Source organism: Amycolatopsis sp. NPDC051128 (assembly GCF_040682715.1).
Classification (GTDB): Bacteria; Actinomycetota; Actinomycetes; order Mycobacteriales; family Pseudonocardiaceae; genus Amycolatopsis.
Genome location: NZ_JBFBBN010000030.1, coordinates 13,811 through 36,758, shown reverse-complemented (window position 1 = coordinate 36,758; position 22,948 = coordinate 13,811). Strand labels below are relative to the sequence as shown.

Below are 22,948 nucleotides of genomic sequence, written 5' to 3'. Positions count from 1 at the left end.
ACCACGAATGCCGAAGATTGATCACGCCCCGGAGCGGCTTACGGTTCCCGGCCCGGACCACGGGCGGGCGGTGCTCGCCCGGAAATGGGCCTCCCTGCTCAGCCGGGTGACCGTCGTGTCGCCGGGCCGGGAGGAGCTCGACCGGGAACTTCGCGACATGCTCGACACGCTGTGCGAATGCCTGCACAGCATGTCCTCGGACGCGACACGGGCCGAGCGGGTCGGCGCGCGGCTGGTGGCGCTCGGCTATGTCGGCGAACCCGGCCTGCGGTCGACACTCGACGTCCTCGGGAAGGGCTTCGCGGCGCTGCCCGAATTCCAGCCGGCGGACCGCTTCGCCGAGCGGATCGTGCTGACCTTGGGCGCGCTCTCCTGCGGGTTCCTGCTCGCGCACGAGCGCAGCGTCCTCGGCCTGCAGGAGACCATGCACCTGTCGCTGCTCAAGGCGGTGCGGGACGCCCAGTGGAACCTCAAGGAGAGCGAAGCGCGCTTCGAACAGGTGGTGACGTCGTCGGCGAGCGGCATCGCGCTGGTCGCCGTCGACGGCCGGATCGTGCGGGCCAACGCGGCGCTGGCCGAGATGCTCGGGCGCGGACCCGCCGAGCTCACCGGCGCCGTGCTGTACGACGTCGTCCACCCCGACACCGTCGGACTTCTCCGCGAGGCGATGACGGCGCTGCTCGACGGTGGCAGGGAACGGATCCGGCAGTCTCAGCGGCTGCTGCGCGGCGACGGCGACGTCGCGCGCATCTCGCTCACCGCGTCACTGCTGCGCGACGCCGAAGACCGGCCCGGTCACTTCGTCGTCGTGGTCGAGGACGGCACCGAGCTGATGCTGCTGCGGGGCGAGCTGAGCCGCCAGGCCCTGCACGACGTCCTGACCGGATTGCCGAACCGCCAGTACTTCGGCACCCACCTCGAGACGGCGCTGCGCCGCGCCGACCCGGTCTACGGCGTCACCCTGTTCCACGTCGACCTCGACGCGTTCGGCATGGTCTGCAACAGCCTCGGCCGCCGCGCCGGCGAGCAGCTGCTGGTGCACTTCGCGCAGCGGCTGAGGGTGGTGATGGCCCGCGAGAGGGCGATGATCGCGCGGTTCCACAGCGACGAGTTCGGCATCCTGGTCGAGAACACGGCGGAGACGCCCGACATCGCCGCGATCGTGCGCGCGATCAACGACGAACTCGCCGAGCCCTTCTTCATCGACGGGCACGGGCTCGCGCTGTCGGCCAGCGCCGGCGTGGTCCACCGGCCGGAGCGGGGCATCGACCCGATCGAACTGCTGCGCCAGGCGGACCAGACGCTGCGGCGCGCCAAGACACGGCGGCGCGGCCAGTGGAAGATGTTCGACCGGGAGGCCGACGCCCACGACCGGCGGACGCAGGCGCTGGCCGTCGGCATGGCCGGAGCCTGGGAGAACGGCCGGATCGGCGTGCGGTACCGGCCGATGGGACGGCTGGCCGACGGCGAGGTCGCCGGCGTCGAAGCCCGCCTGCACTGGGACCGGCCGGACGAGACGGCGCTTTCGCACGAGTGCTGCCTGGAGCTCGCCGAGCCGACCGGGCTCGTGCTGCCGCTCGGGGACTGGATGCTGCGCGCGGCGGCCCGCCAGGGCGAGTGGTGGCGGCAGAGCGCGGGCTTCAGTCTCCCGATGGTCGTCGGCCTCACCGCGCACCAGGTGTCGGACGAGGCGCTGGGCACCCGGGTCACGCGGCTGCTGGCCGATACCGGCCTGTCGCCGGGGCAGCTGACGCTCGGGGTGCCGGCCGGCGCGCTGGCCGTGTCCGGCGTCATCGAGAACGTCACCGCGCTCGCCGACCTCGGTGTCCACGTCATGCTTGACGAGTTCGGGCTGGGGCCCGACGACCTGCGGGCGATCGAGGACCTGCCGGTGGGCATCGTGCGCGTCGACCGGCGGCTCGCGGAATGGCAGGCGTGGTCGGACTCGACGTTCCTCGGCGCGCTGGTGCCGCTGGTCCGGCAGGTCGGCGCGACGCTCGTCGTCGACGGCATCCACACCGAGGACCAGGCGAAGTGGTGGCGCGCGGCCGGCGCGGAGCTGGCCACGGGCGACTACTTCGGCACCGCCAGCCCGGCGGGCGAGCTCGCGGGGCCCTTCGCCGGCACCTGAGCTGCGTTTGGGGGGTTCCGGGTGGCGGAGCCCCCGGCCCGGGGCGGAGCCCCGGTTGTCACAGCCTTCCACCGGGTCAGGCCGACGGCGACCAGCACGATCACCATGCCGCCGACGACCCGGGGCGTCAGGGGTTCACCCAGGAAGAGGGCCCCGAGCCCGATCGACACGACCGGGAGCAGGTAGCCGACGGTCGCCGCGGCTGTCGGGCCTTCGTCCGTGAGCAGCCGGTAGTTCAGGTAGAACGTGATCCCGGTGCCGAAGACGCCGAGGATCGTCACCGCGACGACGGCGGTCAGCGTCAGGTGCGGCGCGGTGGACGCGACGGGCAGGGCGACCGCGGTCAGCGCGGTGGCCGTCATCAGCTGCGCGGCCGAGAGTGCCAGCGGAGCGCCGTCCGGTGGCAGTTTCCTGGCCATGTAGGCGAACGCGATCGCGTAGCTGAGGCCCGCGCCGAGCAGGGCGAGCGCGCCCGCGCTCAGCAGGCCGGCCTGCTGCCACGGCGCGAAGATCACCAGGACGCCGCCGAAGCCGAGGGCCAGCCCGAGCAGCCGGACCGGGTTGAGCCGGCGGTCCGTGCCGAGCGCGACGCCGATCAGCAGCGACCACAGCGGGGTGGTGGCATTCATGACGCCCGCGATCCCGGAGTCCACCGTGCGCTCCCCGATGCCGAACAGCGCGAACGGCAGGGCGTTGCAGAAGAACGCGGCGATGACCAGCCTGCCCCAGGTCCGGCGGTCCCGGGGAAGCCGTTGGCGGGCCGCGAACGCCAGCGCCAGCAGCGTCAACGCGCCCAGGGCGCAGCGGACCAGAGTGAGGTGGACGGGGCTCAGCCCGGTCAGGGCCAGCTTGATCCACAGGAATCCAGACCCCCATAGCAGGGCCAGCGCTCCGATGCGCACCAGCGCACCCCGTCCACCGTTCATACCTTCACCGTGCCGGAGATGATCAGTCAGGACAAGTGAAGAGTTCTGGACGGATCTTTAAGGTTTGCTACAGCCTCAGCGCGCCAGAGCCGGTCCCCGAACAGCGCCAGTGCCGCGGGGAGCAGCACGCCGCGGACGATCGTCGCGTCGAGCAGGATCGCGACCGCCATGCCGAGGCCGAGCATCTTGTACTCGATCGCGGCGAGACTCAGGAAGATGCTGAACACACCGGTCATGATCAGCGCGGCGCTCGTCACCACGCCGGAGCTGCGCGCGGTGCCTTCGACGATCGCTTCCCGCGGTGAGCCACCGGAAAGCCGTCGTTCGCGAATCCGGCTGAGGATGAAGACGTGGTAGTCCGTGCTCAGCCCGAACAACAGGACGAACAGGAACATCGGCAGCCAGCCGAGCACGCCGCCGTACGGCGTGAAACCCAGGAGTGGCGCGAGGAAGCCGTCCTGGAACACGAGCGTGAGCACGCCGTAGGCCGCGCCGACCGACAGCAGGTTGAGCAGGATCGACACCACCGGCACCGCGACCGACCGGAACACCACGAGCAGCAGCACGAAGGCGAGCAGCAGGATGAAGCCGAAGACGTACGGCGCGCGGGCGAGCACCTGCGCGGTGAAGTCGTGCGCTTCGGCGGTCCGGCCCGCCACCGCGTACCCGATGCCGTCGAGCCGCCCGATCGTTCGCGGCAGCAGCGTTTCGCGCAACGCCGTGAGCGTCCGGCTCGCCGCTTCGTCGTTGCCGGTTCCGCCGAGCGGGATCCGGACGACGAGCGCCTGGTCCACCGGGACGATCACGGCCGGTTTCGGGGTCGCGGAAGTGAGTTCGCCGATCGCCCGGCGCAGCGCGGGCGTGTCGACCGGGCCGCCGCGGGTGTTCCAGAGGACGAGGTGCGCGGGCATCGTCACGCCGGGAAACGCTTCCTGGACGCGTGCGGCCGCGTCGATCACGGGAATGCCGCGCGGCAGGCTCTCGGCCGGTGCGGGGTCCTGCAGCCGGATCCCGATGGCCGGCACCGTGAGCAGCACCAGCACTCCGGCGGCGATTCCGCTCCACAGAGCCGGACGCCGGGTGACGGTGCCCGCCACGGCGGCCCAGAACCGAGCGCGTTCGTGGAGGAAGTCCGCTCCCCGGTGATCATGCGGCCGCCGGCGCGACTCAGCGCGTGGGGAGCGCCTTCAGCCGGCGCGTGAGCGCGGACGGGTCGAGGTTCGCCTTTGTGCCGGCGTCGTGGCCGTCGAGGTAGCCGCTGCCGGACAGCCGCCGTGGCGCGGCCGACCGCAGGTCGCCGTACTCCGTGTCGAACGCGTGCTGCACCATCTGCGCGCGGTCGCGGACGACCAGCTCGGCCGACCGCGCACCGGACGTCGCCGTGCGGACGGCTTCCTGCTCGGCCAGGGAAAGCCGTTCGTGGACCGCGCGGGCGAAGCCGTGCAGCCACGTGCGCCGGTATGCGGCCAGCGACTCACCGGGGAAGAAGCCGTCCGGCCGGACGCGGGTCAGCTGCGTGCTCGCCTGCAGCAGCAGGCTGGTGAACAGCAGCTCCACCCGGCCGAGGTCGGAGTGGTAGCCGAACACCGTGACACTCTCGACCTTCTGGCCGAGGCGGTGCAGCAGGGTCCGGCAGCGCAGCGGATACGCCACCGAGGTCAGCAGGCTCGCCTTGTCGCGGCTGTACGGGTCGCTGATCGGGATCTTCAGCGTGCCGATCTCGTCGCTCGCGCCGGCCGCCGCGAGCATCGCCTGGTCGATGCCGTACCGCGCGACGAGTTCGGCGGCCTTTGTGTTGTACGCCTCGGCTTCCGCCTCGGTGACCGCCGGATCCTCGGCCTTGGCCAGCAGCTTGCGGATGCGCTCGAGCTGCGGGTCTGACTCGGTCATGGCGGGAAGCCTATTCGATCAGATGTTCGGGTGCGCGCACCGGGGGACCGCGTGTCGCCCGGTGCGCACGAGCTCGGCAAAGGCTGTTGGCCAGGGTTGCATCGAGGGTTTCTTGGCCGCGAATGAGTCATTCGCGACCTCAGTCGAGGTACGCGTCGAGCGTGACGGCCAGCGCCGATTCGGGCGACGGCGCGAAGCTCGCCCCCGCCAGCCCGCCCCACAGCCACAGCTGGGCGAGGCCGTGCAGCGCGGCCCACAGCGACGCCGCGACCAGCCGCGGGTCGGTGCCCCGGTGCCCGCCTGCCGCGGCGACCAGTGCCGCGAACTCGTCGAACACCGCGCTGCTGGCGGCGGCGAGCGCGGGCTCCGCCGGGTCGATCAGGTCCCGGCGGAACATCAGCTCGAACATCGCCGGGCGTCCCAGCGCGAAGTCGACGTAGTTGTGGCAGGCGGCCGTGAGCCGTTCCCGCGGACCGGCGTCCGGCAGGCGCGTCCGGCGGTCCAGCAGTTCGGTGAAGCCCTCGGTGGCGACGGCGGACAGGAGCTCGGCGCGGCCGGAGAAGTGGCGCAGCGGCGCGCCGTGCGAAACCCCGGCTGCCTTGGCGATCCCGCGCAAGGTCACCGCGGCGACGCCTTCCTCGGCGAGCAGCTCGGCCGCCGTCGTGATCAGGCGTTGCCGGGTGCCCACGCCTCGTCCCGGGTCAGGGGGAGCAGGTCCGGGCGCTTCGGGAGGAAGCCGTCGCCGGGCTGGCGGCCGATCAGCCGGTTGCGCGTGCGCGTCACGGCGACCGGCAGCACCTCGCGCAGCAGCCAGCGCAGGTCCGCGCGCCAGCCGCCGTCCGCGGCGACGCCGGGCAGCGGGGCGAGCCAGGCGGGGTCGGGGGCGAGGCCGAGCCGGTCGAGGACGTAGGCGGCGAGCCTGCGGTGGCCGTCGGTGGACAGGTGGAGACGGTCGGCGCCGAAGTACCGCGAGTCGGTGACGGCCTGGTCGGGCCACAGGTCGACGAGCAGCGCGCCGTAGCTGACGGCGGCTTCGCGGATGGCGTCGTTGAGCGCGACGATCCGCGGCCGCATCCGGTGTCCGAGCGGCATCCGGTGGGAGATGTCGCTCAGGGTGAAGGTGACGACGACGGGGCTGATCTCGGTGCAGGCGCGGATGGCGGCGTCGACCCGGCGGGCGACGGTCCGCGCGTCCCAGCCCCGGCTCATGACGTCGTTGCCGCCTCCGAAGAGGGCGACCAGGTCGGGTGCGAGGCGGGTCGCGGCCGGCACCTGCTCGGGGACGATCTGGTCGAGCCGCCGCCCGCGGACGGCGAGGTTCGCGTACCGGAAGCCGGGCTCGTTCTCGGCGAGGCGCGCGGCGACGAAGTCGGCCCAGCCGCGGTAGTGGCTTTCTCCGGGGTACGGGTCGTCGAGGCCTTCGGCGCAGCTGTCGCCGAGGACGACGAAACGGTGGTAGCTCATTCCGGTCTCCGTAACCCGTGGTTCACCTTGCGGACACTGTCTATCAAACTGATGTAGACACTGTCTACTTCGAAAATGGGCTGAGGAGCACGTGGTCGCGGGCGTACCGTCGGTGACCGTGATCAGTGAGGCGAATCCGGAAGACGACCCGGCGGACGGCTGGTTTCCCGAGAGCGTGGCCGCGGGCTACGACGCGCCGGGCGGTGCGAACGCACCCGAGGTGGTGACGCTCGCGGTGGACGTCCTCGAAGACTTGGCCGAAGGCCCGGTCCTCGAGTTCGCCGTCGGCACCGGGCGGATCGCCGCGCCGCTGGCCGCTCGCGGTGTGCCGGTGAGCGGCATCGAGCTGAGCCGGGCGATGGCGGCGCGCCTCGCGAGCAAGCCGGGCGGCGACGCCGTCGAGGTCACGATCGGCGATATGACGACGACGCGGGTCGCCGGTCAGTTCTCGATGGTCTATCTGGTGTACAACACGATCAGCAACGTGACCACTCAGGACGGGCAGGTCGACGTCTTCCGCAATGCGGCCGCGCATCTCCGGCCGGGCGGGTTGTTCCTCGTCGAGGTGGGCCTGCCGGACCTGCGTCGCCTGCCACCCGGACAGGACACCGTCCCGTTCGCGGTGGCGCCCGGCGACAGCGCCGGTTACGTCGGGTTCGACCAGTACGACGTCGTCACGCAGGAGTTCACGTCGAACCACGTCACCGTGTCACCGGACGGGACGGGGCGGTTCCGCCGTATTCCCTTCCGGTATGCCTGGCCGGCCGAGATGGACCTCATGGCGCGCATCGCCGGGATGAGCCTGAAGCACCGCTGGGCGGACTGGGACCGCTCGGAGCTCACTGCCGAAAGCACCAAACACGTGTCGGTCTGGGAGAAGACCCGAGCCGACGCCTGAATAAGGCTAGGCGCGCCGGCCGTCGGCACCTTCCGCCGGACCGGCGATCCACCGGCTGAGCTTCTCCGGGTTCCGCATCGCCCAGATCCGGGTGATCCGGCCGTCCGCGGCATCGAAGGCGTACACGGCCGCGAGGTCGTTCCCGCGCTGGAGCAGCAGGCCGGGCAGGCCGTTGACCGTGCGCTCCACGAGCGTCAGCGCCCCGGCGGCCCCGGTGGCGAGGGCGACGACGTACCGCGCGACCGGCTCGCCGCCTTCGATCGGGGTCAGTGCGGCGCGGACCACGCCGCCACCATCGGCGGTGAGGGTCGCGGCGGGGTCGAGGAGGCCGACCAGGGCGTCGATGTCGCCCGCTTCCCAGGCCTGCTTGAAGTTCCTGACCAGGTCCGCCTGCCGGGTGGCCGGGGCCGCCGGCCGGGCGGCGCGCACGCGGCGGCGGGCCGAAGAGGCCAGTTCGCGGCACGCCGCCGGGGTGCGGCCGGTGATCTCGGCGACCTCGGCGAACGCGTAACCGAAGACGTCGTGCAGGACGAGCGCGACGCGCTGCGCCGGGGTCATCGCTTCGAGCGCGACGAGGAACGCCATGGTGACCGACTCGTCGAGGGTGATCCGGTCGGCGACCGAGTCGTTCTGCTCGGGCACCGGCTCGGGCAGCCACTCGCCCACGTACCGCTCGCGCCGGACCCGCGCCGAGCCGAGCACGTCCAGGCAGACGCGGCCGGCGACCGTCGTCAGCCACGCGCCGGGCGAGGCGATCGCGTCCCGCTGCTCCTGGGAAAGCGCGTACCAGCGGGCATACGTCTCCTGCACCGCGTCCTCGGCTTCGGCCAGCGAGCCGAGCAGGCGGTAGGCGAGGTTGAGCAGGTGACGTCGTTCGCCGACGACCGGCTCCGATGGCGTGGTCATGACTCCTCCGACGACACAGCGTCCCCGATCGTCAGGCCTGACATTCCGCGGGGCCGCTTCGTCGGACCGGTCGAAGCCGAAACGAACAGGGGAGAACGATGATCACGATCGGAATCGTGCTGGGCAGCACCCGCCCCGGCCGCGTGGGGGACCAGGTGGCCCGGTGGGTCCACGAGCGGGCGACCCGGCGCACCGACGCCGAGTTCACGCTGATCGACCTGCGCGACCACCCGCTGCCCCACCTCGAGGAGCCACCGGGTTTCTCGGGCGAGTACCAGGACGAGCGCACCCGGGCCTGGGCCGCCACCGTCGCCGCCTGCGACGGGTTCGTGCTGGTCACGCCGGAGTACAACCACTCCGTTCCCGGCGTGCTGAAGAACGCCATGGACCACGTGCACGTGGAGTGGAACACCAAAGCCGCCGGGTTCGTCTCGTACGGCGGTGTCGGCGGCGCCCGCTCGGTCGAGCAGCTGCGGCTGGTCTGCGGGGCCCTGCAGCTGGCGGACGTGGCCCCGCAGGTCACGCTGCCCCTGGCGACCGAGTTCGAGAACCGCACGGTCTTCAAGCCGGGCGACCACCAGCTCGCCGCGCTGGACCTGCTGCTCGACCACGTCGTCGCGTGGAGCACCGCCCTCGCCCCGCTGCGGCGCGGGGACGCCGAAGCCGCGATCAGGGGCCGGATCGACGCGATCGTCGACGGGCTCCGGAACAAGGACCTCGAAGCGCTGCGCCGCTGCTACGCCCCGGACGTCGTGTCCTTCGACGTCGAACCGCCGCTGCAGCACGTGGGGACCGACGCGAAGCTGAAGAACTGGGCGAAGGTGTTCACGTTCTTCGAAAAGGTGGACTACGAGCTGCGCGACCTGACCGTCACGGTGAGCGGCGACCTCGCCGTCGGGCACGGCTTCGGCCGGGTCAGCGGGATCCTGACGAACGGGGTGGCGGCCGACGGCATGTGGGTCCGGGCCACGTTCGTCTTCCGGAACACCGGTGACGGCTGGGTGATCGTGCACGACCAGGCGTCCGTGCCGTTCGACATGGCGACCGGGAAGGGGGTGACCGACCTCGAACCCTGACGCTCACCGGATGCCCCGGCGCCGGTGGGCGACAGTCAGGGCCGCGATGCTCAGGCAGGCTGTCAAGACGAGGTAGCACCCCGGCGAGACCGGCGACCCGGTGGTGGCGACCAGCGCCGCCGCGATCGTCGGGGTGAAGCCGCCGAAGACGCCGACCGTCGCGTTGTAGCCGAACGAAAGCCCGGTCGCGCGGGTGTGCGGCGGGAAGGCGTCGGCCATCACCGAAGGCAGCGCGCCGAAGTACGCGGCCTTCAGCAGCCCCAGGATCGTCATCGCGGCGGTGAGCGTGAGGAACGACGGCGCCGTGGTGACCCAGACGTAGAGCGGAACCGCGCTCACGCCGATCAGCACCGCCGCCGTCACCATGATCCGGATCCGGCCGTGACGGTCGGCGAGCAGGCCGGCGACCGGCGTGCCCACGGTGAGCACGAAGCCGGTGATCACCAGCGCCACGAACGAAAGCGAGTCGTCGAGGCCCAGTGTCTTGATGGCGAACGTGGGCAGCGACTGCAGGATGAAGTTCAGCGACGTCGACACGACCAGCGCGCCGCCGGCGATCAGCAGCCCGCCCCAGTGGTTCCGGAACAGCGACCGGATCGTCGACGTTGCCGGTTTCTCCGAAGGCATGGCGGGCGATTCGTCGACGTGACGGCGGATGTAGTACCCGACCGGGCCGACGAGCAGGCCGAAGACGAACGGGACCCGCCAGCCCCACGACGTCATGGCGTCGTTCGACAGGAGCGCGGTCAGCCCGGCCGCGAACCCGGCCGAGAGCAGCGTCGAGAAACCCTGGCTCGCGAACTGGAAACTGCCGAGGAAGCCCTTGCGCCGGTCGTCCTGCTCGATGAGGAACGACGTCGCGGCGCCGAATTCGCCGCCGGCCGCGAAGCCCTGGAGCAGCCGCGCGACGATCACGCCGAGCGGCGCGAGCACCCCGATTCGCGCGTACCCCGGCATGATCGCCAGCAGGAGCGTGCCGACGACCATCAGCCGGATCGTCAGCACCAGCGCCTTCTTGCGCCCGTGCCGGTCGGCGTACGCGCCGAGGACGAGGCCGCCGAGCGGGCGGATCAGGAAGGTGATCCCGAAGACGGCGTACGCCTGCACCAGCTGGATCGCCGCGTTGCCGCCGGGGAAGAACGTCTTGCCGATGTAGGCCGCCATGAGCGCGTACGCGGCGAGGTCGAACCACTCGAGCGCGTTGCCGATGGTCGCGGCGGCGATGGCGCGCCGGGTCGTGGCCGGGTGGCGGGTCTGCGTGCCGGTCATCCGCGTTGCCCGAGGGCGTGGAAAAGCGCGGTGGCGAGCACGACGCCTTCGCGGGCCACGGACGCGAGCAGGTGCTCGTCGGGCGCGTGCTGGAGGCAGCCGGGGTAGGAGTGCGGCAGCCACAGCGTCGGCAGCCCGAGGACGTCGGTGAAGACGTGGTTGGGCAGACCGCCGCCGAAGTTGGGCAGGAGCGCGACAGGCCGGTCGGCGACCGCGTCCAAAGTGGACTTGGCCCAGCTCACCCACGGGTCGTCGACCGGCGTGCGGCTGGCCTTGAAGCTGCCGTCGATGGTCACCTCGACCATCGGAAACCCGTGCTCCGCAAGCCGTTTCTTCACGACTTCGGCGATGCCGCCGACGTCCGTGCCCGCGACGTACCGCAGCTGCAGCACCGCCCTGGCCCGGCCGGGGATCGCGTTGACCGGGCGGTCGACGTCGGCCGCGCCGAGGGCGAGGACCTCCAGGGTGTTCCAGCCGTACAGCCGTTCGGCGGCGGTCAGCCGCGGGTCGCCCCAGCCGCTGTCCGGCACCGGGTCGCCCGGGCTGTTGGCGACGACGACGCCGGCCAGCGCCGCCCGCACGGTGCCGGGAAGTCCGGGCGGCAGCAGCTCGGGCACCTGGATGCGGCCGTGGCCGTCGACCAGGCACGCGATGGCCGCGGCGAGCGTGGTGGCGGGGTTGCGCAGGAGGCCGCCCCAGTTCCCGGAATGGTAGGAGCCGGGCCGCAGATCGACGTCGAGCGCGATCCGGACGCTGCCGCGCGCGCCGAGGAACAACGTCGGCGTCGCGGAGTCCAGGCGAGGGCCGTCGGAGGCGATGAGGACGTCGGCGCGGAGCAGTTCCTTGTGCTCTGCCGCGAATTCCGTGAGGCCGGGAGAGCCGATCTCCTCGCCGGTCTCGAACAGGAACTTCAGGTTGAACCCCAGCGAGCCCTGCTCGGCCAGGAGCAGCCGCAGCGCGGTGAGGTTGATCAGGTGCTGGCCCTTGTTGTCGGCCGTTCCGCGGCCGTACCAGCGGTCGCCGTCCGCGGTCAGCGTCCACGGGTCAAGGCCGTCGCTCCACTGTCCCGCCTCCCCGACGACGTCGGCGTGGCCGTAGCAGAGCAGCGTCGGCCGCTCGGGTGACTCGACGCGGGTGCCGACGAGGAACGGGCCGCCGGCCGGGTCGGGATTCGGGTAGGTCGCCACCGCGCAGCCGAGCGCCGTCAAGGCCGGCGTCAGGACGTCGTCGAGGTATGCCTTGATGGCAACACGACCTTCCGGAGCGTCGCTCACCGTCGGATACCCCACGAGCGTGGCGAGTTCGGCGAAGAACGCCCCCGAATCGACGTGGGCCTGCGCCTTGGCAAGCAGTTCGGTCGGAATCACGTGCCCTCCCGGGTCGGGTTGCGCAGCAGCCTAAGCCGGTCCCGGGGCCGTGACCATTGCCGTTTTGGCCGTCGGGCGTTCTCATTGAGGCAAACCAGGAGGCTCTGATGCGACTGCTGCCCACCGGGCTCACCTACTTCCTCGAGGTCGCCCGCACCGGCTCGGTGTCGGAGGCCGCCGTCGCGCTGACCGTCGCGCCGTCGGCGATCAGCAGGCAGATCACCAAGCTCGAGGCCGGGATCGGCGTGCCGCTGTTCCTCCGGCACCCGCGCGGCATGATCCCGACCGACGCCGGGAACCTGCTGCTCGACCACGTCCGGCGCAGCGAGGCGGAGTCGGCGGCGCTGCTCGGCGAACTGCGCACCGGCCGCGGGTTGCAGGCCCGGTCGATCACCGTGGCGTGTTCCGAGGGCTTCGGCCGCCGCGTCGTCCCGCGCGCGATCGCGGAGTTCCGCCGCGAGCACCCGGACGTCGCCTTCCGCGTCGACGTCGTCGGACGCGAGGAGGCGACCCGGCGCGTTCTCGACGGCGCGGCCGACGTCGCCGTCACCTACACGACCGGACCGCAGCACGGCGTGCGCGTGGAAAGCGCGGTCGTCGTGCCGGTGTACGCGGTCGTGCCGCCCGGGCACGCGCTGGCCGGCCGCGACCGCGTCGGCCTGGCCGAGCTGGCCGGGTACCCGCTCGCGCTGCCGACCACCGGGCAGAGCCTGCGGGAGCTGTTCGACATCGCGGCCCGGATCGAGAACCTCGCGGTCCGCCCGGCGCTGGTGTGCGACGAACTCGGCCCGCTGTACGAGTTCGTGCGCGCCGGGGGCGGGGTCGCGCTGGCGGGCGGGCTCGGCGATCTCGAACGGGACGCCGAAGCCGAGGGTGTCGGCTATGTCCACCTCGACAATCCGGCGTTCCGCCAGCGGGAAGCGCAGGTGCAGACGATGGCGGGCCGGACGCTTTCCCTGACGGTGACGCGGTTCGCCGCGTTGCTGGTGTCCTTCGTGCGGCCGGCGGAACCGGGAAAATAGACGAACGGTCGTGCTACCTTCGTGAGATGGAAGTTGCGGGCGTGTATGTGGGCGAACCGAGCGTGCTGGGGTACCGCCGGGAGCGGGCGGTGCTGAGCGCGATCACGAAGACGCGAGTCACGGCGCCGGAGTTGACACTCACCGAGCTGAACCTCGACGGTGACCGGCAAGCGGACCTCAAGGTGCACGGCGGCGTGAACAAGGCCGTCTACGTCTACCCCGCCGAGCACTACCCGGCCTGGGTCGCGGACGGCTTCGCGGTCGAGCCCGGCGGGTTCGGCGAGAACGTCTCCCTGACCGGCGTGACCGAGGCCGACGCGCGGATCGGCGACGTCTGGGCGTGGGGTGACGCGCTCGTGCAGGTGTCGCAGCCGCGGCAGCCGTGCTTCAAGCTGGCGATGAAGACCGATCGCAAGGACGTCGCCCCGGCGATGATCGACTCCGGGCGCACCGGCTGGTACCTGCGGGTCCTGCGGCCCGGCACGGTGCCGACGGCGGGCGCGATCGAGGTCGTGGAGCGAGCCGACGCGCCGAGTGTCGAAGAGGTGCACGTGATCGCGTTCACGAACTTCGGGCAGGTGCCCGCCGAGCGCGTCGACGAGGCCCTCGCGCTTGCGGAGCGGGTGCTGGCCACGCCGGCGCTGCCGAAGTCCTGTCGTGCCGGTGTTCAGTCCACTGTGGATCGGTGGCGGGCGCGGCGTGCCGGTTGACGGCCGGATCGCCCGCGGCGACGCGACCCGGCGCCTGGTGCTGCGCCGGGCGGTGGACGTCGCGTCGGTCGACGGCCTGGCCGGGCTGTCCCTCGGCAGGCTGGCCGGCGAGCTGGAGCTGAGCAAGAGCGGCGTGTTCGCGCTGTTCGGCTCCAAGGAGGAGCTGCAGCTCGCGACGATCGAGGCGGCGCTGGAGATCTTCACCGCGCACGTGGTGACGCCCGCCGGAACGGCCGAACCCGGCCTGCCACGGCTGCGGGCGATCTGCGAGAAGTGGCTGGACTACTCGGAAAGACGCGTGTTCCCGGGCGGCTGCTTCTTCTTCAACGTCGGCGCGGAGTTCGACGCGCGCCCGGGGCGGGTGCACGACGCGGTGGCGGCGGCGAGCGGCTCGTTCGCGGCGCTCCTCCGCGAAACGGCCCGTGCCGCGGTCGCGCTCGGGCACGTCGACGTCGACGCGGAAGTGCTGGCGTTCGAGCTGCACGCGCTGGGCCGCGCGGCGAACGCGGACGCCGTCCTCAATGGCGGCTCCCGCCCCTACCGCCTGGCCCGCCGCGCGATCCGGGCCCGCCTCACCGCCGTCGAAAGTCCGTGAATGTCGCATTGAGGGACTCTGAGTCCCTCAATGCGACATTCACGGACTTGACGCTACTTCCAGGCGACCTGCGGGCTGCGGTAAAAGTCGATGCCCTGCGCCGCCCAGCGCGGGCCCTGCTTCGCCAGCCGGGCCCGGTAGGCGTCCCAGTTGTGCGACGCCCTGGGCGACCAGCCGATCTCCGCGATCCCCGGCAGCCTCGGGAAGGCCATGTACTCGATGTCGTCGCTGGTCCGGATCGTCTCGGTCCACAGCGGCGCCTCGACGCCCGCGACCTGGTTCTCTCCGACGCCCTCCACGAGCGTCGCCGGGTCCCAGTCGTACGCGTCGCGCACCTCGACCAGCCCGGCCCAGTCCTGGCCGAGCGGTGTCGACGCGTCGTACTTCATGTCCAGGTACGCGTGGTTCGCCGGCGACATGAGGATCTTGTTGCCGCGCGCCGCGGCGGCCGCGACGTCCGGCGAGGCGCCGCCGAAGTCCCAGTACTGCGGGATCGCCGACGTCGGCGGCGTTGACTTGGCGATCTCGTGCCAGCCGGTGATCTTCTTGCCGTACTTGGCGACGATCGGCTGCACCTTGCGCTCGAAGGTGAGGTAGTCCGCGGGCGGCGTCGCGTGCGCCTCGTCGCCGCCGATGTGCAGGTACTTCCCGGGCGTGATCGCCGCGAGTTCGCGCACGACGTCCTCGACGAACCGGTAGGTGATCGGCGAGGAGATGCACAGCGAGCTGTAGCCGACTTCGGTGTCCGTCCGCGGCGGCACGGCCTTGCCGTCGCAGTTCAGCTCCGCGTACGTCGACTGCGCCGCGTTCGTGTGGCCCGGCATGTCGATCTCCGGGATCACCGTGATGTGCCGCGAAGCCGCGTACGCGACGATGTCCTGGTACTGCTTCTGCGTGTAGTAGCCGCCCGGGTCGCCGTCGACGGCGGTCCGGCCGCCGACCGTGGCCAGCTTCGGCCAGCTCTTGATCTCGATGCGCCAGCCCTGGTCGTCGGCGAGGTGCAGGTGCAGGGTGTTGACCTTGTACTGGGCGATCTGGTCGACGTACAGCTTGACCTGGTCCGGCTTGAAGAAGTGCCGGGCAACGTCGAGCATCGCGCCGCGCTCGCCGAAGCGCGGGTAGTCGAGGATCGTGCCGCCGGCGACCGTCCACGTCCGGTGCTGCACGTGCTTCGCCTCGATCGCGGAGGGCAGCAGCTGCCGCAGCGACTGCACGCCTTCGAAGAGCCCGTCCGCGGTGTTGGCGTTCAGTGTGACGCCGTCGCGGTCGACCTTCAGCTCGTAACCCTCAGTGCCGATCCGGGAGTCGTGCCCCAGTTTCAGTGAGATCGCGGGCAGGCCCGCGGCGTGCGGCACGACCGGCAGCGGGAAGCCGGTGGCGGGGCGGAGCAGGCCGCGCAGGTAGTCCGCGACCTGGCCGGCGCCGCGGTCGGCGCTGATCACGGTGGACGGCGAGAGCCGGAAGCCCGCCTTCGGGTCGGCTTTCGCCGAGACGGGCGCCGGGACGATGTCGGTCACGCCGCGTTCGGTGCTCGCGGGGGTGCCCGCGCTCGCCGGGGCGGGCAGGCCGGCGGCCGTGAGACTCACGACAGCCGCGGTCAGGACGGCTCTGGACAAGCGCATCAGGGCACCTCCGGTCGGGGGACTCCCCGCATAGGTATAGACCAGCCGGAGCATTCGGCACAATACTTTACGAAGCCCTCCGTCGAAGTCCGTGAATGTCGCATTGAGGGACTTCAAGTCCCTCAATGCGACATTCACGGAACCTTCAGCTGCGCAGGGCGGCCCGGATCGCGTCCAGGACGCTGGGGTCCTCGATCGTCGAGGGGACCGGCTCGTCGCGGCCTTCGGCGATCGCGCGCATGGTCTTGCGCAGGATCTTCCCCGACCGCGTCTTCGGCAGTGCGTCCACAATGGACACGTCGCGGAACGCGGCGACCGGGCCGATGTCCCGGCGCACGAGTGCGACGAGCTCGTCGCGAAGCTGCTCCGGAGGGATGTCCGCGCCCGCCTTCAGGACCACGAGCCCGCGCGGCAGCTGGCCCTTGAGCTGGTCGGCGACGCCGATCACGGCGCACTCCGCGACCGCCGGGTGCGCGGCCAGCACGGCCTCCATCGACCCGGTGGACAGCCGGTGCCCGGCGACGTTGATGACGTCGTCGGTGCGGCCCATGACGAACAGGTAGCCGTCTTCGTCGAAGTAGCCCGAGTCGCCGGTCAGGTAGTGGCCCTCGTAGCGGGAGAGGTAGGCCTCGCGGTACCGCTCGTCGTCGCCCCACAGCGTCGGCAGCGACCCCGGCGGCAGCGGCAGCTTCACCGTGATGGCGCCTTCGCGCCCGGCCGGCAGTTCCTCGCCCGCCTGGTCGAGGATCCGGACGTCCCAGCCGGGGACGGGCTTGGTCGCGGACCCGGGCTTGACCGCCATCGGCTCGAGGCCGCGCGGGTTGGCGGCGATCGGCCAGCCGGTCTCGGTCTGCCACCAGTGGTCGATCACCGGTGTGCCGAGCTTCTCGTGCGCCCAGTGGTAGGTCTCCGGGTCGAGCCGCTCGCCCGCCATGAACAGCGTCCGGAACTCCTTGAGGTCGTACTTCGCCAGCTCGCGGGCGTCCGGGTCCACCTTCTTGATGGCCCGCAGCGCGGTCGGCGCGGTGAACAGCGCCTGGACGCCGTGCTCGGCGATGACCCGCCAGAACGCGCCCGCGTCCGGCGTCCCCACCGGCTTCCCCTCGAACATCACCGTCGTCGCGCCGACCAGCAGCGGCGCGTAGACGATGTAGGAGTGCCCGACGACCCAGCCGACGTCGGAGGCCGTCCACCAGACGTCGCCGGCGTGGACGTCGTAGACCGCGTCCATCGACCAGGCCAGCGCCACGGCGTGGCCGCCGGTGTCACGCACGACGCCCTTCGGCTTCCCGGTCGTCCCGGACGTGTAGAGGATGTAGAGCGGGTCGGTGGCCGCGACCGGCACCGGGTCGGCCGGGGTGGCGCCCGCCGCCAGCTCGCGCCAGTCGAGGTCGCTCTTGGCCAGCTCGGCGGGGGCCTGCTCACGCTGCAGCACGACGACGTGGTCCGGCTGGTGCTCGGTCAGGTCGAGGGCGGCTTCGATGATCGGCTTGTACTCGACCACCCGGGTCGGCTCGATGCCGCAGGACGCCGCCAGGATCACCTTGGGCTTGGCGTCCTCGATCCGCGCGGCGAGCTCCTTCGGCGCGAACCCGCCGAACACGACCGAGTGCACCGCCCCGATCCGGGCGCAGGCCAGCATCGCGATCGCGGCCTCCGGCACCATCGGGAGGTACACGATCACCCGGTCACCCTTCGTGACTCCCAGTGAGCTGAGCGCACCGGCGAAGCGCGCGACCGTGTCCCGGAGCTCCTCATAGGTGTAGGTGCGTTGCTGTCCGGTCACGGGAGAGTCCCAGATCAGCGCGGCCTGACCGCCGCGGCCGGCCTCGACGTGCCGGTCGAGCGCGTTGTACGAGGTGTTCAGCTCCGCGCCGGGGAACCACCGGTAGAACGGCGGGTGGGCGTCGTCCAGCGCCCGCTCCGGTGGCTTCGTCCAGCTGATCGCCCTGGCCGCGGCCAGCCAGAACGCGTCGGGCTCGGCCAGGCTTCGCCGGTAGGCTTCCACATACGCGCCCATTCCCGCTCCCTAGCCTCGAACGTCCCCACCGACTCCCATCATCGCGCGGCCACGGCGGCCGCGCCGGATTCCGGTCCGGAAAGACCCGGCAACCTCACGAGGAGCGCGAGCGTCCTAAGCTGGACTGCGGGAAAACGCCGCACGGCGGTGCGAAGTGAACACGGACAGTGAGGGGAGCCCGGCGGTGAACGGACTCGCGAGCGCGTTGCTCTCGCTAGCCCATTCCTTGTTCGGCCCGGGCTTCTGCCCCGGCGAATGGGTCTGGGCCACGAGTGCGGCCGGCGCGCTCGTCGCGCTGCTGCCGCCGATCGGCGCGCTGGCGGTGTCGATCATCCGGAAGGGCACCGGCAACCGGTACGACGTCACCACGCTGTCGGTCTTCGGCGCGATCGGCGTGTTCACCACGCTGGTGCTGCCGTGGCTGCTGGCCATCGGCGTTTCGGGCGTCTACCAGGCGGCGTTCGCCAAGAAGAAGACCGGGCTGTCCTCGGCCGAGCTCTCGTCGCTGAACGGTCCCGGCGGTTGCTGGGTGGACAACCAGCGGGAGTACCTCGGTGGCGGCCAGACCGTCTACGACGTGCTGTTCTCCCGCAACGGCAGTGACATCCCGTTCTTCGTGTACCTGCTGGCGTTCATCGTGCTGGGGGCCGGGTCGCTGCTGTTCGTGATGCTGCAGGGCCGCACGGCCTTCCGCCGCGGCCCGAAGTGGCCGTCCCGGTTCTTCTGGATCCCGTTCGCCGCGATGCTCGTGTTCAGCGTCGGCATGGAGGCGAACACCGCGCTCCACTTCTGGCTGGGCTTCATGCCGTTCAGCGTGCTGGGCCTGATCCCGGTCGCGATGGTCGGGCCGCCGCCGTGGTCGGTGATCAACCGGCCGGACGCTCCGCCGGACCGCGAGCCGGAGCCGCACCGGCCGCCGCCGTCGCAGGTCCAGCCGCGCCCCACCCCGCCGCCCCCGCCGCCGCCGCCGGTCAACAAGCCGTACCCGAAGACGGCACTGGCCTCGGCCCCGGAGCCCCCGATGGCCGGGGCGCTGGCCGCGGCGCCCGGCCCGGTCCCGCCGCCGCCCGGCTCGCGCAACGCCGGTGGCAGCCGCTACCGCCGGATGAAGCAGCTCGGCGCCGGTGGCTTCGGCACGGTCTGGCAGGCCGTCGACACCCAGCTGAACCGCACGGTCGCGCTGAAGATCGCGCACGCGCCGGACCGCGACACCGCCGAGCGCATGCAGCGCGAGGCCCGCGCGCTGGCCGTGGTCAGCCACCCGAACTGCGTGAAGGTGTACGACCTGGTCGAGGAGCCGGACGGGCTCGCGCTGGTGATGGAGTACCTCGAAGGCCGACCGCTGGCCGAGCTGGTCGACGGGCAGGGCCCGCTCGACGACGTCGCGGCCGGCCGGCTGTGGGCGACGATGGCGGGCGCGCTCGCCGCGGCGCACGAGAAGGGCGTCCTGCACCGCGACATCAAGCCGTCGAACGTCGTCGTCGACCCGAGCGGCCTGGCCCACCTGATCGACTTCGGCATCGCCCGAAGCCAGGGCGACTCCAAGATGACGGCCACCGGGATGATGATCGGCACGCCCGACTTCGTTGCCCCGGAGCAGGCGATGGGCGCGACGGCCAGCCCGGCGTCGGACGCCTGGCAGCTGGCGGCGACGATCAGCTACGCGCTGTCCGGCCAGCCGCCGCGCGGCACCCGCGAGACGCCGATGGCCGCGCTGATGGCCGCCGCCCGCGCCGAACCGGTGTCGCGGCTGCCCCAGCGCAGCGCGCACGCCCGGCTGCTGGCGGCGTCACTGGACCCGGAGCCGCGTCGCCGTCCGACGCTCAACTCGGTGCGCCGCGAGGTCGAGGGCTGGCTGTCGCGGGCGGGCAAGTCCGCGGACGGCCCGGTGACCCGGGTGGTGCCTCGCCAGCCTCACCGCTAACCCGGCTTCACGGCCGAAAGGTGGCCGGGTTCCGGCGGCTCCTGCACGCGGCTTGTGAGCGAGACGCTTGAGTCGGACCGTGAGCGGCTGGGCGCGACCCCGCCCCGGCGACCCTTCCCGGTCGCCGCGCTAACCCGGCTTCACGGCCGAAAAGGTCACCAGCTCCTTCGGCCGGAGTTCCACCTTCACCTGCTCGAAGCCCGCCTTCTCGAGACGTGCCGGCAGGGTGGCCGCGTCGACGACGTTCATCGTGTCGCCGATGTGCAGGAGGCGGAACCGGAAGTTGAGCTGGCCGTCGAAGCCGCAGTAGGTGCCGCCGGGCCGCAGGACCCGGGCGGCCTCCGCGAAGATCGCGTCCTGCAACCGCGCCGTCGGCACGTGGTGCAGCATCGTGAAGCAGGTGACGGCGGAGAAGCGTCCCGAGTCGAAGGGCATCTCCGCGCCGCTGCCCTCGACGACCTCGGCGCGGTCGCCGAACTTCGCCCGCAGCAGGCGGGTCGACGCGGGATCGATCTCCAGGACGGTCAGCCTCGGGACGACGCCGAGCAGCACCTTCGTCGTGGCGCCGAAGCCGGGCCCGATTTCGAGCACGTCGTCACCCAGGTCGAACCGGGTCAGCCACGGCGTCAGCCGTTCGTCGATCGTGTCCGCCCACTTCGCGGAGCTGCAGATCCTGCGGTGGATCAGGTTCATCGGCATGCCTTCGACGGTAGGGAGCCGCGTGGGTGGCCGACAGACGATAGCCTGACAAGTGATGTCGCTGAACAGACAACCCGGGGCCATGCTGCTCGGCGAAGTCGACCTGCCCGCCGGCACCTGGTTCCCCCGGCACGAGCATCCGGTGCACCAGCTCGTCTGGTCGGCGCGGGGCGTCGTCGCGGTGAAGGCGGGCGACGCGGGCTGGGTGCTGCCGCCGACCCGTGCCCTGTGGATGCCCGCCGGCGTCCAGCACCGCACCGGCGCCCTCGGCCGGGCGGCGCTGCGCGCCATCTACGCCGAGCCCGCGTTGTCGCCGGTGTCCTGGCCGGAGCCGCGGGTGGTCGTCGTCCGCCCGCTGCTGCGGGAACTCCTGGAGTACCTGACCGGCGACGGCGTCGCGCCGGCGGCCCGGCTGCGCGCCGAGGCCGTGGCCTTCGATCTGCTCGAACCCCTCGACGTCGTGCCGATCGTGGTGCCGTCCCCGGCCGATCCGCGCGCCAGGGACGTCGAGACCGCCCTGCTGGCGAACCCGGCCGACCCCAGGAGCCTCGCCGAGTTCGGCCGCGAGGTGGGCGCGGCCGAGCGGACGCTGGCGCGGATCTTCGTCCGGGAGTGCCGGATGCCGTTCGGGACGTGGCGGACGCAGGTGCGGCTGCGTGCGTCGCTGCCGTCGCTGGCGCAGGGCACGCCGTTGGAGACGGTGGCGTACCGGGTGGGCTACAGCTCGGCCAGTGCGTTCGTCGCGGCGTTCCGGCGCGCCGTCGGCGTCACGCCGGGCGCCTACTTCGCCGGGTGAACTACCGCCAGGAGGGCAGCCAGCGCTCGGCTTCCCACTGGCCGCTCGTGATCGCGACGCCGTTCAGGATCGGCCACAGCCAGGCGAAGTTCGCCACCACCAGCCCGACGTACAGCGACACGACGAGCAGCCCCGTCCCGCGTCTTTCGAAGCCGCGCCGGGCGCTGCCCAGGATCTGCCCGAGGCACAACGTCAACCCGAGCACCAGGAACGCGGCCAGCGGCGTCGCGTAGAAGAAGTACATCTGGCGGTCGATGTTGGTGAACCAGAAGACGTACCCGCCGAGGTAGCCGACCAGCACGGCCGCGTAGCGCCAGTCCGCGCGGAAGATCGACCGCCAGGCCGCCCAGCCCAGCATCGGGATCGCGAGCCACCACATCGCCGGCGTGCCGACCAGCATCGTCGCGCTGATGCAGTGGGCCTCGCCGCAGCCGGTGACTTCGCCTTCGTAGCTGTAGAGCATCGGGCGCAGGCCCATCGGCCACGTCCACGGCTTCGACTCCCACGGGTGCGGGCTGTCCTTGGGCGTGACCAGTGTTTCGTGGAAGTGCAGGACGTTCGCCGTGTAGTCGCCGAGCGAGCGCAGCGCCGGCGGCATCCACGACCAGAAGCCGGGCGCGATGTCCTTGATCTCGGTGTAGTGCCGGTCGGTGGCGGTTTCGCTGGCGAACCACGCCCAGTACGCGGCGAGGTACGTCAGGAACGGGATCAGCAGGATCGCCCACAGCGCCGGCAGCACGTCCCGGCGGATGGTGCCCAGCCAGGGCCGTTCGACGCCGGCCGCGCGCCGCGCCGCGACGTCGAAGCCCACGCACAGCAGCCCGAACGCGACGATGTAGTACAGCGCCGACCACTTGACGCCGAAGGTGAGCCCGATCATCAGGCCGGTCGCGAACCGCCACCAGCGGAACCCGAGCTTGGGGCCCCACACGGACTCGTTCACCCAGCCTTCGCGGACCGCCGTCGCGAGCCGTTCGCGCACCTGGTCGCGGTCGACGAGCAGGCAGGCGAAGGCGGCGAGCACGAACAACGCGATGAAGATGTCGAGCATGCCCATGCGCGACTGCAGGTGCAGCACGCCGTCGCTGATCACCAGGATGCCGGCGATGCCGCCGAGCAGCGTCGAGCGGGTGAGCCGGCGGGCGATGCGGATGGTGAGCAGCACGATCAGCGTGCCGGCCAGCGCGGGCATGATCCGCCAGCCCCAGCCGTTGTAGCCGAACAGCCACTCGCCGATCGCGATCAGCTGCTTCGCCAGCGGCGGGTGGACGACCAGTTCGTAGCCGTAGTTGTCCTCGTAGCCGCCGTTGCGCAGCACCTGCCAGGCCTGCGGGACGTAGTGCTTCTCGTCGAAGACCGGGCTGCCCTTGTCGGTCGGCACGCCGAGGTTCTGCAGCCGGACGATGCCGCCGATCACGGTCAGCACGATCGTGACGACCCAGCCGCGCAGACGGTCGGCAGGCATGCCGCGGCCGAGCAGGGTCATTTCGCGGTCGGTCGGCGGGCGGAGGGCCTCGACCGGGTCCGGGCGGACGCTTTCGTCGTCGGGACGGGTCAGCACGGCGGTCACGGGGCGATCCTACGGGCGGGGCAGGGCGTGCGTCGTCCGGATCGGCTGATCAGCCTAGGCTGA

20 protein-coding genes are annotated in these 22,948 nt (G+C 71.8%); 8 read left to right on the top strand and 12 right to left on the bottom strand.

Annotated features, from left to right (window positions below):
* Window positions 1-7: 7 nt before the first annotated feature.
* Window positions 8-2,131, top strand: coding sequence for an EAL domain-containing protein (locus AB0M82_RS27345; RefSeq protein ID WP_364727439.1), 2,124 nt, complete (start codon window positions 8-10; stop codon window positions 2,129-2,131).
* On the opposite strand, the gene AB0M82_RS27340 is transcribed toward AB0M82_RS27345, so the two are convergent.
* The 5 genes from AB0M82_RS27340 to AB0M82_RS27320 all read right to left on the bottom strand — a co-directional run bounded on the left by AB0M82_RS27340 (window position 2,074) and on the right by AB0M82_RS27320 (window position 6,411).
* Window positions 2,074-3,057 carry a DMT family transporter gene (locus AB0M82_RS27340; RefSeq protein ID WP_364727436.1) on the bottom strand — a complete coding sequence of 328 codons (984 nt, stop codon included), beginning with the start codon at window positions 3,055-3,057 and terminating at the stop codon, window positions 2,074-2,076. The genes AB0M82_RS27345 and AB0M82_RS27340 overlap by 58 nt on opposite strands.
* 26 nt (window positions 3,058-3,083) lie before the next feature.
* Window positions 3,084-4,154: an MMPL family transporter gene (locus AB0M82_RS27335; protein ID WP_364727433.1), complete on the bottom strand. Its 1,071-nt coding sequence runs from the start codon at window positions 4,152-4,154 to the stop codon at window positions 3,084-3,086.
* A gap of 70 nt (window positions 4,155-4,224) precedes the next feature.
* Window positions 4,225-4,947, bottom strand: coding sequence for a DUF2786 domain-containing protein (locus AB0M82_RS27330; RefSeq protein ID WP_364727430.1), 723 nt, complete (start codon window positions 4,945-4,947; stop codon window positions 4,225-4,227).
* Window positions 4,948-5,086: 139 nt separating this feature from the next.
* The gene (locus tag AB0M82_RS27325; RefSeq protein WP_364727429.1) at window positions 5,087-5,635 is read right to left on the bottom strand and encodes a TetR/AcrR family transcriptional regulator; all 549 of its coding nucleotides are present in this window, start codon (window positions 5,633-5,635) and stop codon (window positions 5,087-5,089) included.
* Window positions 5,614-6,411: an SGNH/GDSL hydrolase family protein gene (locus tag AB0M82_RS27320; protein WP_364727426.1), complete on the bottom strand. Its 798-nt coding sequence runs from the start codon at window positions 6,409-6,411 to the stop codon at window positions 5,614-5,616. The genes AB0M82_RS27325 and AB0M82_RS27320 overlap by 22 nt, the downstream gene beginning before the upstream one ends.
* Before the next feature lie 118 nt (window positions 6,412-6,529).
* Here AB0M82_RS27320 and AB0M82_RS27315 point away from each other — a divergent pair, with 118 nt between their 5' ends.
* Window positions 6,530-7,309, top strand: coding sequence for a class I SAM-dependent methyltransferase (locus tag AB0M82_RS27315; RefSeq protein WP_364727424.1), 780 nt, complete (start codon window positions 6,530-6,532; stop codon window positions 7,307-7,309).
* Window positions 7,310-7,315: 6 nt separating this feature from the next.
* Here AB0M82_RS27315 and sigJ read toward each other — a convergent pair whose 3' ends face one another.
* Entirely contained in the window at window positions 7,316-8,215 is a 900-nt protein-coding gene (sigJ, locus tag AB0M82_RS27310; RefSeq protein ID WP_364727421.1) for an RNA polymerase sigma factor SigJ, read from the bottom strand.
* Window positions 8,216-8,313: 98 nt separating this feature from the next.
* On the opposite strand from sigJ, the gene AB0M82_RS27305 reads away from it, so the two are divergent.
* Window positions 8,314-9,291 carry an NAD(P)H-dependent oxidoreductase gene (locus tag AB0M82_RS27305; protein WP_364727419.1) on the top strand — a complete coding sequence of 326 codons (978 nt, stop codon included), beginning with the start codon at window positions 8,314-8,316 and terminating at the stop codon, window positions 9,289-9,291.
* A gap of 3 nt (window positions 9,292-9,294) precedes the next feature.
* Here AB0M82_RS27305 and AB0M82_RS27300 read toward each other — a convergent pair whose 3' ends face one another.
* Both AB0M82_RS27300 and AB0M82_RS27295 read right to left on the bottom strand, forming a co-directional pair.
* Window positions 9,295-10,560, bottom strand: coding sequence for an MFS transporter (locus AB0M82_RS27300; protein WP_364727416.1), 1,266 nt, complete (start codon window positions 10,558-10,560; stop codon window positions 9,295-9,297).
* Window positions 10,557-11,927 carry a M20 family metallopeptidase gene (locus tag AB0M82_RS27295; RefSeq protein ID WP_364727413.1) on the bottom strand — a complete coding sequence of 457 codons (1,371 nt, stop codon included), beginning with the start codon at window positions 11,925-11,927 and terminating at the stop codon, window positions 10,557-10,559. Before AB0M82_RS27295 ends, AB0M82_RS27300 begins: the two co-directional genes overlap by 4 nt.
* Window positions 11,928-12,034: 107 nt before the next feature.
* On the opposite strand from AB0M82_RS27295, the gene AB0M82_RS27290 reads away from it, so the two are divergent.
* The 3 genes from AB0M82_RS27290 to AB0M82_RS27280 are packed head-to-tail and all read left to right on the top strand — an operon-like array spanning window position 12,035 to window position 14,254.
* Window positions 12,035-12,949: a LysR family transcriptional regulator gene (locus AB0M82_RS27290; RefSeq protein WP_364727410.1), complete on the top strand. Its 915-nt coding sequence runs from the start codon at window positions 12,035-12,037 to the stop codon at window positions 12,947-12,949.
* A 26-nt stretch (window positions 12,950-12,975) separates the two neighbouring features.
* The gene (locus AB0M82_RS27285; RefSeq protein ID WP_364727408.1) at window positions 12,976-13,659 is read left to right on the top strand and encodes an MOSC domain-containing protein; all 684 of its coding nucleotides are present in this window, start codon (window positions 12,976-12,978) and stop codon (window positions 13,657-13,659) included.
* A complete protein-coding gene (locus tag AB0M82_RS27280) occupies window positions 13,649-14,254 on the top strand; it encodes a TetR/AcrR family transcriptional regulator (RefSeq protein WP_364727618.1) in 606 nt (201 codons plus the stop codon). The genes AB0M82_RS27285 and AB0M82_RS27280 overlap by 11 nt, the downstream gene beginning before the upstream one ends.
* A gap of 53 nt (window positions 14,255-14,307) precedes the next feature.
* Here the strand turns inward: AB0M82_RS27280 and AB0M82_RS27275 are convergent, their stop codons facing one another.
* Both AB0M82_RS27275 and AB0M82_RS27270 read right to left on the bottom strand, forming a co-directional pair.
* Window positions 14,308-15,876 (bottom strand): beta-N-acetylhexosaminidase, encoded by a 1,569-nt coding sequence (locus tag AB0M82_RS27275; protein ID WP_364727406.1) that lies wholly within the window; start codon window positions 15,874-15,876, stop codon window positions 14,308-14,310.
* Window positions 15,877-16,021: 145 nt separating this feature from the next.
* Window positions 16,022-17,896, bottom strand: a complete 1,875-nt coding sequence (locus AB0M82_RS27270) for a propionyl-CoA synthetase (protein ID WP_364727404.1) — start codon at window positions 17,894-17,896, stop codon at window positions 16,022-16,024.
* A 184-nt stretch (window positions 17,897-18,080) separates the two neighbouring features.
* Here AB0M82_RS27270 and AB0M82_RS27265 point away from each other — a divergent pair, with 184 nt between their 5' ends.
* Window positions 18,081-19,820, top strand: coding sequence for a serine/threonine-protein kinase (locus AB0M82_RS27265; protein ID WP_364727402.1), 1,740 nt, complete (start codon window positions 18,081-18,083; stop codon window positions 19,818-19,820).
* 129 nt (window positions 19,821-19,949) lie between these two features.
* On the opposite strand, the gene AB0M82_RS27260 is transcribed toward AB0M82_RS27265, so the two are convergent.
* On the bottom strand, window positions 19,950-20,519 hold the full coding sequence (locus AB0M82_RS27260) for a class I SAM-dependent methyltransferase (RefSeq protein ID WP_364727400.1): 570 nt from the start codon (window positions 20,517-20,519) through the stop codon (window positions 19,950-19,952).
* Between the two features lie 82 nt (window positions 20,520-20,601).
* Here AB0M82_RS27260 and AB0M82_RS27255 point away from each other — a divergent pair, with 82 nt between their 5' ends.
* Window positions 20,602-21,315, top strand: a complete 714-nt coding sequence (locus tag AB0M82_RS27255; protein ID WP_364727616.1) for a helix-turn-helix transcriptional regulator — start codon at window positions 20,602-20,604, stop codon at window positions 21,313-21,315.
* A 1-nt stretch (window position 21,316) separates the two neighbouring features.
* On the opposite strand, the gene AB0M82_RS27250 is transcribed toward AB0M82_RS27255, so the two are convergent.
* Entirely contained in the window at window positions 21,317-22,885 is a 1,569-nt protein-coding gene (locus tag AB0M82_RS27250; protein WP_364727398.1) for a phospholipid carrier-dependent glycosyltransferase, read from the bottom strand.
* Window positions 22,886-22,948: the final 63 nt, after the last annotated feature.